Here is a 16600-nt window from a genome sequence, read left to right as displayed (position 1 = left end):
GCATCTTTAACAGGGCCGTCCCATGGCGTAGAATCAGCCGCCAAGGCCCAGTGCGCCGAGCGCGCGCTCGCTTTAACAAGAAAAGGAACAGACCATGCCATCATTTGATGTAGTCTCCGAAGCCGATATGATCGAAGTCAAGAATGCCGTCGAGCAATCCAACAAGGAAATCACCACCCGCTTCGACTTCAAGGGCAGCGACGCCCGCGTCGAACACAAGGAAAACGAATTGACTGCGTTTGCGGATTCGGAATTTCAGCTCAGCCAGGTGCGCGATGTACTGACGAACAAATTGACCAAACGCAAGGTCGATGTGCGCTTCCTCGACGAAGGCGACATCAAGAAGATCGGCGGCGACAAGGTCAAGCAGATCATCAAGATCAAGAATGGCATCGAATCGGATGATGCCAAGAAAATCGTGCGCGTCATCAAGGATAGCAAGATGAAAGTTCAAGCGAGCATCCAGGGTGAAGCCGTGCGCGTCACGGGCGCCAAGCGCGACGACCTGCAGGCGGCCATGGCCATGCTGCGCAAGGACGTGCCGGACATGCCGCTGGAATTTAACAATTTCCGCGATTAATTTCGATGAGGCGCGCGATCCGGCACGCGCTTGCACCGGCATGGTGGCAAGCTGCCCCGGAGAGCCTGCCCGCTTGGGGTAGAATTGAAGCTGCGCACAGCTACATGCGCCCGCGCGCCCGACCGGCAGCGGGCTTGACCGTACATCTGGCTCAGTGATAACCACGGTAGTCTAAGGATAGCAATGAAACGTGTTGATGATTTCCGCCTGCGATTTGGCAAAAAAGAATATGTGCCCATCATGATAGGCGGAATGGGTGTGGATATTTCCACGTCGGAGCTGGCCCTGGAAGCGGCCCGGCTGAACGGTATCGGCCATATTTCCGATGCCATGGTGGAAGATGTGTCGGATCGTCGTTTCGACACCACCTTCGTCAAAGACAAGACGAAACTGTACAAGTTCAACATCAATAATAGCGACAAGGCCGTGGTGCAATTCGACCTGGGCCGCCTGGCGGAAGCGCAACGTCTGCATATCGGTCGCACCATGGAAGCGAAAAAAGGCGATGGATTGATCTTCGTCAATTGCATGGAAAAGCTGACCATGAACGGCCCCCGCGAAACCTTGCGCGTGCGCCTGAATGCGGCGCTGGACGCGGGCATCGATGGCATCACCCTGTCCGCTGGTTTGCACTTCGGCTCGTTTGCCTTGATGGCCGACCATCCACGTTTCCGTGATGCCAAACTGGGCATCATCGTCTCGTCCGTGCGCGCCCTGCAGATTTTCCTGCGCAAGAACGCCAAGCTGGATCGCCTGCCCGACTTCATCATCGTCGAGGGCCCATTGGCCGGCGGCCACCTGGGTTTCGGCATGGACTGGGCCAATTACGACCTGCACACGATCACTGCGGAACTGCTGGCCTATCTGAAAACGGAACAGCTGGATATCCCGCTGATCGCCGCTGGCGGCATCTTCACGGGCAGCGATGCCGTTTCCTTCCTGGAAGCGGGCGCAGCTGGCGTGCAAGTGGCGACGCGCTTCACCGTCACCGAGGAATGCGGCTTGCCAAACAAGGTCAAGCAGGAATACTACAAGGCTTCGGAAGAAGACATCATCGTCAATGGCGTCTCGCCGACGGGCTACCCGATGCGCATGCTGAAAAACACGCCCGCTATCGGCGCAGGCATCCGTCCTGGCTGCGAATCGTATGGCTATCTGCTCGACGCGACGGGCAACTGTGCCTATATCAACTCGTACAACCGCGAAGTGGCGGCCCATCCCGAGCAAAAAACCGTCGTCGTGATGGACAAGACCTGCCTGTGCACGCACATGCGCAACTTCAACTGCTGGACCTGCGGCCATTACACGTATCGCCTGAAGGACACCACGCACAAGCTCGACAACGGCGAATACCAGATCCTGACGGCCGAACACGTCTTCAAGGACTACCAGTTCAGCGTCGACAACCAGATCGCCCTGCCAGAAAAAGAAGTTCAGGGCTGAATTTTCTCAGCCTGAACTGAAAATGGCGCAGCCTGTGAAGGCTGCGCCATTTTTTATGCCTGAAGCATTTCCAGCAATGCCCGTTCAATCACCTCGAACTTGGGCCGCTGCAGCACTTCTTCCTGCAAGCAAGCCTCCTGCAAGGCCTGCATGACAGGCAAGGGGGTCGCACAGTGCGCGATCAGCTCGCCCAGCAGCACGCCAAAGGCGCGCGCCTCTATACCCTGCAGCAAATCTGCTTGCGGCGAGCCGGGTACAAACATGGATGCCGCGCCGAAGTCGCCCAGCAAGCAGGCGCCACCATCCGCATGCAGGATATTGTGGCCATACAAATCGCCATGCACAATGCCGCGCGCATGCAGCTGGCACACGGCGGAGGCGATGCCATGGGCAATCGCCAGCACTTGCGGCACGTCAAAGCCCACGCCATCGGCATACACATCACGCGTGCATGAGGCCAGACTCGGTGGCCCGGCCAGATTACCGAAAGTTGCATCGATGAGCGGCATGACGAGTCCAGGCGCCCCTTGCGGATGCCCGTCCAGGGTGCCCAGGATGGGAATCAGGCCCGCGTGCGCACCCGCGCCGACGCAGGCGGCCATTTCACTGCGCGGCAAGCCATCGCTGGTCATCGCCCCCTTGAACACTTTGACAGCGACATCATCGCGCCCATCCAGACGGGCACGGTGTATCACGCCCGATGCGCCCTCGCCCAGCTGCTGCGCCAATGCCAGGCGCTGCCATGCCACAGTCGCCGCGCCGGCATCGGTCAAGGCTGCCAGTTCGCGCACTTCCGTGAACGGGTTGCCCGCGTACGCAAGCCAGCTCAGGCGCGGTAAAGACAGCAGGCAGTCAGGCAGCGCCGTAAAACGGTTAGCGGCAATGCGCACCAGCTCCAGTTGGCGGCAATCTGCCAGGGACGCGGGCAAATGGCTCAGGCAATTGCCTGCCAGCATAAGCTTCTGCAATTCACGGCACTTGCCGAGCTCATCCGGCAAGACTTCGATGGCATTGTCGGTGAGGGTCAGCCAACGCAGGCTGGGCGGCAAAGCTGCGGCCGGCACGTGGCGTATCCGGTTCGCCTTGAAACCAATCATGCTCAGTTCCAGACAGGAACCGAGCACGGCAGGCAAGGTGGCGAACAAGTTATCCGAACAAAAAATGATGCGTAACTTGTGCAGGCGCGGCAAATCGTCGGGCAGGGAGGATAGCGCATTGCCGGACAAATCAAGAATTTCCAGGCTGTCAGCCAGATCGAAGATCTCACAGGGGAATTCAGTCAAGCCGCAGGACAGCTTCAGACGGCGTACACCGGCCAGTTGGCCAGCGCGTAATTGTTCCAGTGTATGCAAAGCAGACAAGATATCCCTTTCAAAAAACCGGCAATCGCTGGCATGGCTAAAACCCGCGGACGTAAAAAAACCCCCACCGGATCACCGATGGGGGTTTTTCGAATAACAAGCCTGACGATAACCTACTTTCACACTGGTTGCAGCACTATCATCGGCGCAAAGTTGTTTCACGGTCCTGTTCGGGATGGGAAGGGGTGGGACCAACTTGCTATGGTCATCAGGCATAACTTGTACTGGCATTTGTCCTCAATTGAGCGACAAAGCCTGAATCTGGAAGAAGCAAAGATTGGGGTAATGAATAGTAGTATCAACAAACTCACAACGTTGTACCGTCTTATCCTCTGTACCTGCTAAGGTTATAGGGACAAGCCGTACGGGCAATTAGTACTGGTTAGCTTAATGCATTACTGCACTTCCACACCCAGCCTATCAACGTCCTGGTCTCGAACGACCCTTCAAAGAGCTCAAGGCTCTGGGAAATCTCATCTCAAGGCAAGTTTCCCGCTTAGATGCTTTCAGCGGTTATCTCTTCCGAACTTAGCTACCCGGCAATGCCACTGGCGTGACAACCGGTACACCAGAGGTTCGTCCACTCCGGTCCTCTCGTACTAGGAGCAGCCCCCTTCAAATTTCCAACGCCCACGGCAGATAGGGACCAAACTGTCTCACGACGTTTTAAACCCAGCTCACGTACCACTTTAAATGGCGAACAGCCATACCCTTGGGACCGGCTACAGCCCCAGGATGTGATGAGCCGACATCGAGGTGCCAAACTCCCCCGTCGATATGAACTCTTGGGAGGAATCAGCCTGTTATCCCCAGAGTACCTTTTATCCGTTGAGCGATGGCCCTTCCATACAGAACCACCGGATCACTATGTCCTACTTTCGTACCTGCTCGACTTGTCAGTCTCGCAGTTAAGCACGCTTATGCCATTGCACTATCAACACGATGTCCGACCGTATCTAGCGTACCTTCGAACTCCTCCGTTACACTTTAGGAGGAGACCGCCCCAGTCAAACTGCCTACCATGCACTGTCCCCGATCCGGATAACGGACCAAGGTTAGAACCTCAAACAAACCAGGGTGGTATTTCAAGGTTGGCTCCACGAGAACTAGCGTCCCCGCTTCAAAGCCTCCCACCTATCCTACACAGATTGGTTCAAAGTCCAATGCAAAGCTACAGTAAAGGTTCATGGGGTCTTTCCGTCTAGCCGCGGGTAGATTGCATCATCACAAACATTTCAACTTCGCTGAGTCTCGGGAGGAGACAGTGTGGCCATCGTTACGCCATTCGTGCAGGTCGGAACTTACCCGACAAGGAATTTCGCTACCTTAGGACCGTTATAGTTACGGCCGCCGTTTACTGGGACTTCAATCAAGAGCTTGCACCCCATCATTTAATCTTCCAGCACCGGGCAGGCGTCACACCCTATACGTCCACTTTCGTGTTTGCAGAGTGCTGTGTTTTTATTAAACAGTCGCAGCCACCAGTTTATTGCAACCCTTTCACCCTCATGGAGTAAACCAATCAAGCTACCGGGGCGTACCTTTTCCCGAAGTTACGGTACCAATTTGCCGAGTTCCTTCTCCCGAGTTCTCTCAAGCGCCTTAGAATACTCATCTCGCCCACCTGTGTCGGTTTGCGGTACGGTCTCGTATGACTGAAGCTTAGAGGCTTTTCTTGGAACCACTTCCGATTGCTTCGTGAACAAGTTCACTCGTCCCATCCCCTTGAATTCCGCGCCCGGATTTGCCTAAGCGCCTTCTATGAGACAGAAACTGACTATTCCAACAGTCAGACAACCTTCCGCGATCCGTCCCCCCATCGCATCATACGACGGTGCAGGAATATTAACCTGCTTCCCATCAGCTACGCATCTCTGCCTCGCCTTAGGGGCCGACTCACCCTGCTCCGATGAACGTTGAACAGGAAACCTTGGGCTTACGGCGTGGAGGCTTTTCACCCCCATTATCGCTACTCATGTCAGCATTCGCACTTCTGATACCTCCAGCATCCTTTACAAGACACCTTCGCAGGCTTACAGAACGCTCTCCTACCATATATATTGCTATATATCCGCAGCTTCGGTGACTGGCTTAGCCCCGTTACATCTTCCGCGCAGGACGACTCGATCAGTGAGCTATTACGCTTTCTTTAAATGATGGCTGCTTCTAAGCCAACATCCTGACTGTTTTAGCCTTCCCACTTCGTTTTCCACTTAGCCAATCTTTGGGACCTTAGCTGGCGGTCTGGGTTGTTTCCCTCTTGACGCCGGACGTTAGCACCCGACGTCTGTCTCCCAAGCTCGCACTCATCGGTATTCGGAGTTTGCAATGGTTTGGTAAGTCGCAATGACCCCCTAGCCATAACAGTGCTCTACCCCCGATGGTGATACTTGAGGCACTACCTAAATAGTTTTCGGAGAGAACCAGCTATTTCCAAGTTTGTTTAGCCTTTCACCCCTACCCACAGCTCATCCCCTAATTTTTCAACATTAGTGGGTTCGGACCTCCAGGGCGTGTTACCGCACCTTCATCCTGGCCATGAGTAGATCACTTGGTTTCGGGTCTACACCCAGCGACTGATCGCCCTATTCGGACTCGATTTCTCTACGGCTTCCCTATGCGGTTAACCTTGCCACTGAATGTAAGTCGCTGACCCATTATACAAAAGGTACGCAGTCACGGAACAAGTCCGCTCCTACTGTTTGTATGCACACGGTTTCAGGATCTATTTCACTCCCCTTCCGGGGTTCTTTTCGCCTTTCCCTCACGGTACTGGTTCACTATCGGTCGATTACGAGTATTTAGCCTTGGAGGATGGTCCCCCCATATTCAGACAGGATGTCACGTGTCCCGCCCTACTTGTCGTACGCTTAGTATCACCGGTCCAATTTCACATACGGGGCTATCACCCGCTATGGCTCCTATTTCCAGAGGATTCTGTTATCGGTCCGACTATCACGTACAGGCTCTTCCCATTTCGCTCGCCGCTACTTTGGGAATCTCGGTTGATTTCTTTTCCTGCAGCTACTTAGATGTTTCAGTTCGCCGCGTTCGCCTTGCATACCTATGTATTCAGTATGCAATACCCTAAAAGGGTGGGTTGCCCCATTCGGAAATCTGCGGATCAAAGTGTGTTTGCTCACTCCCCGCAGCTTATCGCAAGCTACTACGTCCTTCATCGCCTGTAATCGCCAAGGCATCCACCATGTGCACTTATTCGCTTGTCCCTATAACGTTAGCCTCTCATTATTTGCATAATGAAAGAGCGCTACAGGGATAAGAAAGTACAACGTTGTTGCTTGTTTGTTGATACATACAATCATTACCCATCGATTTGCTTTTTACGGCAAACCAATCAATAAATAATCTTTACTTCTTCCAGATTGTTAAAGAACGAAACAGCTTTGATCGCTAAAAGATCAAACCTAAACCACAGTCTTGTTGACCGGCTTACGTTTGCACTTTCGAGTAAAACTTGGTGGAGGATGACGGGATCGAACCGACGACCCCCTGCTTGCAAAGCAGGTGCTCTCCCAGCTGAGCTAATCCCCCTGAGATTTTACTAATTAGCTGGTAGGGCTGGTTGGACTCGAACCAACGACCCCCGCGTTATCAACACGGTGCTCTAACCAGCTGAGCTACAGCCCCAACGCGGAACTACTACGACTACTGTTTCTTCTTAATTAAACAGCCGATAAGTGTGAACATTTGATGCGTGAATCATTACTGATTCGTGCAAACTCTAGAAAGGAGGTGATCCAGCCGCACCTTCCGATACGGCTACCTTGTTACGACTTCACCCCAGTCACGAATCCTACCGTGGTAAGCGCCCTCCTTGCGGTTAAGCTACCTACTTCTGGTAAAACCCGCTCCCATGGTGTGACGGGCGGTGTGTACAAGACCCGGGAACGTATTCACCGCGACATGCTGATCCGCGATTACTAGCGATTCCAACTTCATGCAGTCGAGTTGCAGACTACAATCCGGACTACGATACACTTTCTGCGATTAGCTCCCCCTCGCGGGTTGGCGGCGCTCTGTATGTACCATTGTATGACGTGTGAAGCCCTACCCATAAGGGCCATGAGGACTTGACGTCATCCCCACCTTCCTCCGGTTTGTCACCGGCAGTCTCATTAGAGTGCCCTTTCGTAGCAACTAATGACAAGGGTTGCGCTCGTTGCGGGACTTAACCCAACATCTCACGACACGAGCTGACGACAGCCATGCAGCACCTGTGTACTGGTTCTCTTTCGAGCACTCCCAAATCTCTCCGGGATTCCAGCCATGTCAAGGGTAGGTAAGGTTTTTCGCGTTGCATCGAATTAATCCACATCATCCACCGCTTGTGCGGGTCCCCGTCAATTCCTTTGAGTTTTAATCTTGCGACCGTACTCCCCAGGCGGTCTACTTCACGCGTTAGCTGCGTTACCAAGTCAATTAAGACCCGACAACTAGTAGACATCGTTTAGGGCGTGGACTACCAGGGTATCTAATCCTGTTTGCTCCCCACGCTTTCGTGCATGAGCGTCAATCTTGACCCAGGGGGCTGCCTTCGCCATCGGTGTTCCTCCACATATCTACGCATTTCACTGCTACACGTGGAATTCTACCCCCCTCTGCCAGATTCTAGCCTTGCAGTCTCCAATGCAATTCCCAGGTTGAGCCCGGGGATTTCACATCAGACTTACAAAACCGCCTGCGCACGCTTTACGCCCAGTAATTCCGATTAACGCTTGCACCCTACGTATTACCGCGGCTGCTGGCACGTAGTTAGCCGGTGCTTATTCTTCAGGTACCGTCATTAGCAAGAGATATTAGCTCTCACCGTTTCTTCCCTGACAAAAGAGCTTTACAACCCGAAGGCCTTCTTCACTCACGCGGCATTGCTGGATCAGGCTTTCGCCCATTGTCCAAAATTCCCCACTGCTGCCTCCCGTAGGAGTCTGGACCGTGTCTCAGTTCCAGTGTGGCTGGTCGTCCTCTCAGACCAGCTACTGATCGATGCCTTGGTAGGCTTTTACCCTACCAACTAGCTAATCAGATATCGGCCGCTCCACGAGCATGAGGTCTTGCGATCCCCCACTTTCATCCTTAGATCGTATGCGGTATTAGCGTAACTTTCGCTACGTTATCCCCCACTCTAGGGTACGTTCCGATATATTACTCACCCGTTCGCCACTCGCCACCAGAGCAAGCTCCGTGCTGCCGTTCGACTTGCATGTGTAAGGCATGCCGCCAGCGTTCAATCTGAGCCAGGATCAAACTCTTCAGTTTAATCTCTGTTACTTTGCCATTTTATTGGCACCGTCTTGCGACGGGTCGCTCACTCAAAAAACTGACAGGCTACTTCCGAAGAAGTATCCTATTTCATTATTTCTTGTGAACATTTGATATTTTAAGTTTTACAGCGATCCGAAGATCACTGCTGCACTTACATCAAATGCCCACACTTATCGACTGTTAATTGTTAAAGAACGGTATTCGGCACTGCTTTCGCGCTATCGACAAAGCGTTGTGTTTGTCAGCTGCGAAGAAGGAAGAGTATGAAGCATTTTGCTACGTCCGTCAACTCCTTCTTTTTTCTCACCTTACTCGGCATTTGCATGCGTCGTTCAGCGAGGGGGCGAATTATAGCCCCGCCCCGCACTCCTCGCAAGTGCTATTTTCCCGCCCTCGCCGCCCAGCAAGCCCGGTCTTCACTTCAAGTGCCCTTTTGTGCAGCCTGTCGCAATCGACTGGCGTAGTTCGTGGTCTTTAGGCACAGTGGCAACATCAGACTCTGACGCTACTCAACAAGGGGTTAAACTTGCCCGTTGCGTCGATTAACTCTTGTACTTGAAAGTGCTCCCATGCTTCCGATTTCCAGCCTGCCCCAATTGTTGAAAACCATCCTCGCTTGGTTGCAACGGGCATTCGACGCAACGACAACCTGGGTTACCCAACTGTCTTGGTGGAAATTTTTCCTGTTTGCGGCGCTGGCCCTGATCGCCGGCTCCATTTTGCAAGATGAGCTGTTCTCGTCCAGCCCGGACGAAGAAGTTGTCATCAAGTCGCACAAACGCAGCAGCAAGGGCTCGGGGGACACCAATATCCTGATCGACGATACGGGCATCCATTTCAATCCCCGTAACAGCAAGAACCGGCGCAGCAGCACCACCGACGCCGCCAGCGACCCGGTCGATGCCAGCGAGGCGGACGAGCAGGCAAAAGCGGTGCCGCCGACACCGCCCGAACCGCCGGCCGCCCCCGCCAAACCCAGCTACCCCGTGACGACCAACGCTTCAGGGGAAGAAGTCCATATTGAATTGCCACCACAGATCGGCGAAGAACTGTCGAATGCCATCGAAGAAGCGGTCGATGATGCGGCGGAGCAAAAAGTGTCGCGCTACCACCAGCAAGCTTCCACCTGGTTCAAGAGTTTTGTGTCCTTGCTGGTGTTGGCCCTGTTCGCCATGAAGGCACTGGTTGGCGGCAAGAAACGCGCCGAAGCGGAAACTGTCACGGCCAATGAGGCGGCCGAACGCGCATCCATGCAGCGCCAGCTCAGCGAAGCGAAGATGCAGATGATGCAGGCGCAAGTCGAGCCGCACTTCCTGTTCAATACCCTCGCCTCCGTCGAGCACCTGATCCAGACCGACCCGCCGCGCGCGGCCAAGATGCAGCGCAGCCTGATCCAGTATCTGCGCGCCGTGCTGCCGCAAATGCGCGACAATGCCCTGATTACTAACCTCGGCCGTGAAGCGGACATGGTGCAAGCCTATCTGAACCTGCTGAAAATGCGCATGGAAGAACGCCTGACCGTCGATTTCCAGATTCCCGACGGCCTGCGCAGTGCCGCCTTCCCGCCCATGATGCTGCAATCAATGGTGGAAAATGCCATCAAGCATGGCCTAGAAGTCAAACCGGAAGGCGGCACCCTGCGCATCGTGGCGGAAGTGGCGCACAGCAAGCTGCGCGTTATCGTCACCGATGACGGTCTGGGCTTTGGCGTGGTACCCAGCGATGGCACGGGACTGGGCTTGCCCACCATCCGCGAACGCCTGAAACTGCTGCATGGCGACCAGGGCAGCCTGACCATCACGCCCAACCAGCCCAGCGGTGTATGCGCCGTGATCGAAGTACCGTATCTGCTGTCTAAATAAGACAGTTGATAAAAACGCTAAATCATTGAATAATCAATCTTCGCCTGTTCACACTTGAGACCTATGCCTACCGCTATTATTGCCGACGACGAAAGACTGATGCGTGACCAGCTGCGCCTGCGCCTGGGCCAAGCCTGGCCTGAACTGGAAATCATCGGCGAAGCCAAGAATGGCGACGAAGCGATTGAACTGGTGGAACAACTCAAACCCGACTTTGCCTTCCTCGATATCCGCATGCCGGGCAAGACGGGCATGGAAGCGGCGCAAGTTATTGGCAGCAAGACGCATATCGTCTTCGTGACGGCCTACGACACCCACGCCGTCGAAGCGTTCGAACGGGGCGCCGTCGATTACGTGCTCAAGCCGCCCGAGCATGAGCGCTTGCTGGTAACGGTGGAACGTCTGAAAACGCACTTGAACAAGCCGGCCCTGGACGTCAACAGCAGCGTCACGGCGATGCTGTCGCAGCTGGCGGAAAAAATCACGGCCAAGCCCACCTACCTGCAATGGATACAGGCCAGCATCGGCCAGGACTTGCGCATGATACCCGTGGAAGAGATTTTATTTTTCCGTTCTGACGAGAAATACACCTGCGTGCAAACCGCCAAGTATGAGGCACTGATCCGCAAGCCCGTGCGCGATCTGGCCGAAGAGCTCGATCCTTCGCTGTTCTGGCAAATCCATCGCGCCACTCTGGTCAACGTGAATGCCATCGAAGGCGTGACACGCGACATCCGCGGCCGCCACCTGGTACTCATCAAAGGCAAATCCGACAAGCTCGAAGTGAGCCGCAGCTTCTTGCACCTGTTCAAGCAAATGTAAGTTTCCCGCCGCCCGGCCCAGGCCGGCGCGGCGCATGGTTCTCTTCTATCCCCTTACTGCGCCACATCAAGCCATGCCATCCCAACAAGCATAGGCTATATGAAGTCCTGCCCATCTCTGTCTTGCCTGCCTTCGCTCACGTTCGCAAGGAGAAGCCCATGCCCAGTCCAATCCTGCGGCGCATCCTGCCGCTGGGCATGGCGGCGGTGCTTTTGCTGTGCTTGTTTCCTCCACTAAAAGCCAGGCGGCAACGGCAGGCGCGTGGCCAGGCCATCATCGACAGCGCCAGCGACGCCATCATCAGCATCGACAGCGGACAAATCATCCTGCATGCGAACGCGGCGGCAGCCAGATTGTTCGACGATACGCCGCTCAGCATGCGGGGCAAGCGCCTGGGGCACTACATCCTGCGCGACCTGCGTACCCTGTGCAGCCTGAGCAAGCACGATGGCGATCCGCCGTTTAGCGACATCAATCAAGGGCTGCGCCTGACTGGCCGGCGCGCCACCGACTACACTTTGACGGGGCGGCGCAGCGATGGCGCCATGTTTCCGCTCGAAGGTTCGCTCTCTGCCATGCAGGAAGATGGTCGCAGCGTGTTTACCATCATCGTGCGCGACATCAGTGCGCGCCAGCAAATGCATGAACAGCTGGCCCGCTCCTTTTCGCAACTGCGTGAATTGTCGAGCGCACTGCAATCGATCCGAGAAGAAGAGCGCAAGCATATCGCACGCGAACTGCATGATGACCTGGGGCAATTGCTGGCCACCTTGCGGGGCGACCTGACTCTGGTGCGCCAGCACACGGACACGACTTTGTCCTTGCAAACGTTGCTGCGCAGCATGGACGGCTTGCTGGTGACGGCCATCACCTCACTGCGGCGTATCGCCAGCAACCTGCGGCCGCGCGCGCTCGATGAAGGAGGATTGTATTTTGCACTACAAAAACTGCGCCACGACTTTCTGTTGCGCCGCGCCATCCATTTTGACTTGCTGGCCGACGAGGCCGACCTGGTGCTCGACGATGCGCGCAGCACAAGCATCTACCGCATCGTGCAAGAAGCGCTGACGAATATCGTGCGCCATGCCGAGGCAAGCCACATCACCATCGCCCTGCACCGCATCGATTCCTCGCTGGCGATTACCATCCAGGATGACGGCCGCGGCATTGCCGAACACGAGCTGGGAAAAGCCACGGCCCTGGGACTGCTGGGCATGCGCGAGCGTGTGTGGGGCTTGAACGGCAGCATCCATATCGGCGCCGATAACAAACTGGGCGGAACACGCATCGACATCTCCCTGCCCATGCAGACGGAAGTGATGGAAACAGCCACGTCATAAGAAAAAAAAGGCGCCCGCGGGCGCCTTTGTCGTGGCAAAAAATGTTTGCTTAGAACTTGTGGGTCATGCCCAGCTGATACATCGATTTTTCGCTGAACTGGTCGCGGCCACCGTACACGTACACGGCGGTACGCTTCGACAGCGGGTAGTCGTAGCCCAAGCCATAGGCCTTGGCCGTTTCCTTGCCGCTGACAGTGTTGCTGTCTTGCTTCTGTTTCACGTAGCTGACCTTTATGGCGCCGCCGCCGATGTCATAGGCCAGACCCAGCAGGTAGCTCTTGAATTCGCCGGTAACGGCGGCATCGGTATCTGCTTTCGAGTAATCAAAAGTGACTTTGGCAGGGCCAAATTTGTAACCGCCGCCAATAATCCACAGCTTCGGTTCAGCCGCTGCGTTGGCAACGGACTGGACTTTCTTTTGGTAACCGGCATGTGCACTGGCTGGACCTTGGTCATACGTGGCAACCACGCTGAAGCCCGAATCGGCATCCTTGATTTCGCTGGCGACGTATTGGCCGCTGACGACGAAGCCGCTGAACGATGGGCTGTTGTAGGTCACGGCATTGCTGACGCGCGACGCGCCCACGACCGATGCGCTTGGAATGGCTTGCGCGCCGTTTGGCGACTGGCCGCCGCGCATGACTGGCTCATTGATCTTGCCGATGACGCCGTAGGTGTTGAATGGATCGACGCGTGCCAGGGTGCCGTCGATCAGGTCCTTGGTACGGCCCAGGTAGACGGTACCGAAGTCACCGGTCAGGCCTACCCATGCCTGGCGATCGAACAGGGTGTTGGCGGTTGCTTGTGCACCGGTGTCAGCCTTGAATTCGCTTTCCAGGTTGAAAATGGCTTTCAAGCCGTTACCCAGATCTTCCGTGCCCTTGAAACCAATACGCGACGCCTGATTTTCACGTTCCAGCAACGCACCGCCCGTGGTCTTGGCAATGCCCAGATCGACCACGCCGTATACGGTAACGTTCGATTGTGCTTGCGCCGTAGCTGCTGCAAAGGTGCCGATGATCAATGCTGCCAGAGTAATTTTTTTCACTTGAGATTCTCTACATTAGGTTGGACAAGTTGAGCTGCTGCTGAGCTGCTTAGCTGCTGAACCGAATCATGCCCACGAAATACTTCAACAATATGACATCGACAAGATGTTGCTTTTTGGCACAATACTGTGTCACATAAAAACAACAGGCGAAAAAAAACCGCCCGAGGGCGGTGGATGTTGTCGTTCCTGCCTTACTTCAGGCGGCAGCTCAACAGCCAATAGTATTCCAGGCGCTTCATGCGGATTTCACGGGCCGAGTGGGCAAACTTCTTGCGCAGATGACTATCCGACGGGAAATTCTTCAGTACTTCATAGCGTTCGCCCCCATCCGTCGTGCGGAACTGGTGGGTATTGCCTTCCAGATCGGTGCGCGCGATGACAGTGCTACTGCCATCGACATAGGAATTGTCGATCAGCACCAGCAGGATGTCCTTGCCGAGCTTGCTGCGCAACTGCTTCAGGTATTTGTCCTGGTCTTCGCGCTTGACGTGCGACCACCAGAAGCCGGCGAACACGGCCGTGAACTTGCCCAGCAAGTCATCGGGCAAATTGAACGCATCGAGCTTGGCGAAGGTGACGTTGTCGGACAAGCCGCGTGCCTGGGCCAGCGCCAGCATTTCATCGTTGATATCGGTCGCCAGCACGGACTCGGCCGACCCGGCAACCACTTCCGTCCAGTAGCCGGTACCGCAGGCCAGTTCCAGCACGGTGTGGCCTTCCAGTACGTCGGCAACCTTGTCGCGCAACACTTCCAGGTCTTCCTGGCGTTCGGGCTTGTCATAGACGCGCTCGTACTGCTGCGCGATGGTGGCGTAATATTTGGCAAGCTGATCGGTAATCATTGTTTCTTCTCTTCTTAAATAATCTTGGCCAGGCACATCGCCCGGCCGACTTCATGCATTGTTATAGTTCGTAGTGCTCTTTATCACCACTCATCGCCTGCTCGATGAGTTTGCGGTTCAAGGTCGGCGTCAGCAACTCAATAAAGGTATAGATATAGCTGCGCAAATACGCGCCTTGCTTGACGGCCACGCGCGACACATTCATGCCGAACAGGTGGCCGACAGGAATGGCGCGCAAGCCTTTGTCGCGTTCGGCATCGAAGGCCATACCCGCTATGATACCAATCCCCATGCCCAACTCGACATAAGTCTTGATCACGTCGGCATCGATGGCTTCCAGCAAGATGTCGGGCTTCAGGCCGCGCAGCACGAAAGCGTGGTCGATCTTGTTGCGTCCGGCGAACGCGCTGTCATAGGTAATCAGGGGGAAAGCGGCGATCTCTTCCAGGGTCACGGACTTCGATTTGAGCAGCGGATGGTCGACCGGCACCACCACCACGTGCTCCCATTGATAGCAGGGCAAGGTAATCAGGCCATCGATGGCGGCGATCGATTCCGTGGCAATGGCGAGATCGGCCTGGTCGCGCTGTACCATCTCGGCGATCTGGCGCGGATTGCCCTGTAGCAATGACAATCTCACCTTCGGGAACTTCAGCATGAACGCTTGCACGACCTTGGGCAAGGTGTAGCGCGCCTGTGTATGCGTGGTGGCAATGGTAAAGCTGCCACTGTCCTGCGCCGCGAATTCCTTGCCGATGCGCTTCATGCTGTCGATTTCCTGCATGATCAGCTCGACCGATTCCAGCACCAGGCGGCCCGGCTCCGTCAAGCCGCGGATGCGCTTGCCGTGGCGTGTAAAAATATCCACGCCCAGCTCTTCCTCCAGCTCGATGATGGCTTTCGATACGCCCGGTTGCGACGTAAACAAGGCCTTGGCGGCGTCCGTCAGGTTATAGTTCTGCCGGACCGCTTCGCGCACGAAGCGCAGTTGATGGAGATTCATTGCTGGTTTGCCCTAGATTGCCGTGATTTGCCGAGTTTCCGCCCCACCCATGATTTTAGCGTTCATGCATATACGCATATCGCATATAAGCAAATGCGTACTAAGTAGTTTGGAATAAACACTAAGTTTATTACTATTGCGGGTACTTTGGGGGTGCAAGCATGACTTTGTCTTATATAGTCTCAGGATTTGCCGTAGGATTACTCGTAGGAATGACCGGCGTGGGCGGCGGATCGCTGATGACGCCGCTGTTGACCCTGCTGTTTGGCGTACCGCCTTCCGTGGCGGTGGGCACCGACCTGGCGTTCGCCTCGATCACCAAGAGCGCCGGCACCCTGACGCACCGCCTGCGTGGCACCATCCGCTGGGATATCGTCAAGCGCCTGTGCATCGGCGCCCTGCCTGCCGCCGTCGTGTCGACCCTGGCGCTCAAATCATTCGGCACCCTGTCGCCGGAAATCGGCCAGATCATCCGTTACTCGATCGCCGCCTCCGTGCTGCTGACCGTCGTGGCGCTGATCTTCAAGGGCCGCATGTTGGCTTGGATTAATGCACACCCCGAGAAACAATTACAAGGCAACAAGCTTGCCGCCGCGACCATCATCGCCGGCGCCGTGCTGGGCGTGCTGGTGACGGTGTCGTCGATCGGCGCCGGCGCCATTGGCGCTACCCTGCTGGTGATGCTGTATCCACGCATGAGCTCGGCCGAAGTGGCGGGCACCGATATCGCCTACGCCGTGCCCCTGACGGCCATCGCCGCCCTGGGCCACTGGTGGCTTGGTTCCATCCACTGGGAATTGCTGGCCTCCTTGCTGGTCGGCTCCCTGCCCGGCATCACGCTCGGCTCCTGGGTCGCCCGCTCCGTGCCGGAAAAGTTTTTAAGAGTACTGCTGGCGATGACCTTGACCGGCGTGGCAGTAAAGCTAATCTATTAATGACCGACCATGTGACGCGAGCAGTATCAAGAACATCATCCCAGGCAGTCTTCCAGTACCCCGGTTTTTTTAGGAATT

At 55.5% G+C, this 16600-nt stretch carries 10 protein-coding genes, 2 tRNA genes and 3 rRNA genes; 6 read left to right on the top strand and 9 right to left on the bottom strand.

The window, feature by feature from the left end:
* The first annotated feature begins 94 nt into the window (after window positions 1–94).
* Together CLU92_RS00220 and CLU92_RS00215 are read left to right on the top strand one after the other, a co-directional pair.
* Complete coding sequence (locus tag CLU92_RS00220; RefSeq protein WP_034759416.1) at window positions 95–580, top strand: YajQ family cyclic di-GMP-binding protein; 486 nt, start codon at window positions 95–97, stop codon at window positions 578–580.
* Window positions 581–763: 183 nt separating this feature from the next.
* Entirely contained in the window at window positions 764–2023 is a 1260-nt protein-coding gene (locus CLU92_RS00215; RefSeq protein WP_101480233.1) for a nitronate monooxygenase, read from the top strand.
* Window positions 2024–2076: 53 nt separating this feature from the next.
* On the opposite strand, the gene CLU92_RS00210 is transcribed toward CLU92_RS00215, so the two are convergent.
* From CLU92_RS00210 to CLU92_RS00185, 6 genes are all read right to left on the bottom strand, one after another.
* Complete coding sequence (locus CLU92_RS00210; protein ID WP_101480232.1) at window positions 2077–3375, bottom strand: leucine-rich repeat-containing protein kinase family protein; 1299 nt, start codon at window positions 3373–3375, stop codon at window positions 2077–2079.
* Between the two features lie 109 nt (window positions 3376–3484).
* Window positions 3485–3597: ribosomal RNA gene (gene rrf / locus CLU92_RS00205) — 5S ribosomal RNA — on the bottom strand.
* Between the two features lie 138 nt (window positions 3598–3735).
* Window positions 3736–6611 (bottom strand): 23S ribosomal RNA (locus tag CLU92_RS00200).
* 249 nt (window positions 6612–6860) lie between these two features.
* A tRNA-Ala gene (locus CLU92_RS00195) sits at window positions 6861–6936 on the bottom strand.
* 19 nt (window positions 6937–6955) lie between these two features.
* A tRNA-Ile gene (locus tag CLU92_RS00190) sits at window positions 6956–7032 on the bottom strand.
* 98 nt (window positions 7033–7130) lie between these two features.
* Window positions 7131–8661: ribosomal RNA gene (locus tag CLU92_RS00185) — 16S ribosomal RNA — on the bottom strand.
* The 16S, 23S and 5S rRNA genes sit together here with 2 tRNA genes alongside, the layout of an rRNA operon.
* 575 nt (window positions 8662–9236) lie before the next feature.
* Between CLU92_RS00185 and CLU92_RS00180 the strand changes: the two genes are divergently transcribed.
* The 3 genes from CLU92_RS00180 (at window position 9237) to CLU92_RS00170 (ending at window position 12691) form a co-directional block, all read left to right on the top strand.
* Window positions 9237–10529 carry a sensor histidine kinase gene (locus CLU92_RS00180; protein WP_101480231.1) on the top strand — a complete coding sequence of 431 codons (1293 nt, stop codon included), beginning with the start codon at window positions 9237–9239 and terminating at the stop codon, window positions 10527–10529.
* Window positions 10530–10592: 63 nt separating this feature from the next.
* Window positions 10593–11351 (top strand): LytTR family DNA-binding domain-containing protein, encoded by a 759-nt coding sequence (locus CLU92_RS00175; RefSeq protein ID WP_101480230.1) that lies wholly within the window; start codon window positions 10593–10595, stop codon window positions 11349–11351.
* A 158-nt stretch (window positions 11352–11509) separates the two neighbouring features.
* Window positions 11510–12691 carry a PAS domain-containing sensor histidine kinase gene (locus CLU92_RS00170; protein WP_101480229.1) on the top strand — a complete coding sequence of 394 codons (1182 nt, stop codon included), beginning with the start codon at window positions 11510–11512 and terminating at the stop codon, window positions 12689–12691.
* A gap of 49 nt (window positions 12692–12740) precedes the next feature.
* On the opposite strand, the gene CLU92_RS00165 is transcribed toward CLU92_RS00170, so the two are convergent.
* The 3 genes from CLU92_RS00165 to CLU92_RS00155 form a co-directional block, all read right to left on the bottom strand.
* Window positions 12741–13739: a porin gene (locus CLU92_RS00165; protein WP_101480228.1), complete on the bottom strand. Its 999-nt coding sequence runs from the start codon at window positions 13737–13739 to the stop codon at window positions 12741–12743.
* 194 nt (window positions 13740–13933) lie between these two features.
* Window positions 13934–14584 carry a class I SAM-dependent methyltransferase gene (locus CLU92_RS00160; protein ID WP_101480227.1) on the bottom strand — a complete coding sequence of 217 codons (651 nt, stop codon included), beginning with the start codon at window positions 14582–14584 and terminating at the stop codon, window positions 13934–13936.
* Window positions 14585–14645: 61 nt separating this feature from the next.
* Window positions 14646–15587, bottom strand: coding sequence for a CysB family HTH-type transcriptional regulator (locus CLU92_RS00155; protein ID WP_034751505.1), 942 nt, complete (start codon window positions 15585–15587; stop codon window positions 14646–14648).
* Between the two features lie 161 nt (window positions 15588–15748).
* Between CLU92_RS00155 and CLU92_RS00150 the strand changes: the two genes are divergently transcribed.
* Entirely contained in the window at window positions 15749–16522 is a 774-nt protein-coding gene (locus CLU92_RS00150) for a sulfite exporter TauE/SafE family protein (RefSeq protein WP_101480226.1), read from the top strand.
* Window positions 16523–16600: the final 78 nt, after the last annotated feature.

The sequence above is a fragment of the Janthinobacterium sp. 61 genome (assembly GCF_002846335.1).
Classification (GTDB): Bacteria; Pseudomonadota; Gammaproteobacteria; order Burkholderiales; family Burkholderiaceae_D; genus Janthinobacterium.
Note: the sequence above shows the minus strand (reverse complement) of the source record. Positions and strands in the feature narration are given on the sequence as shown.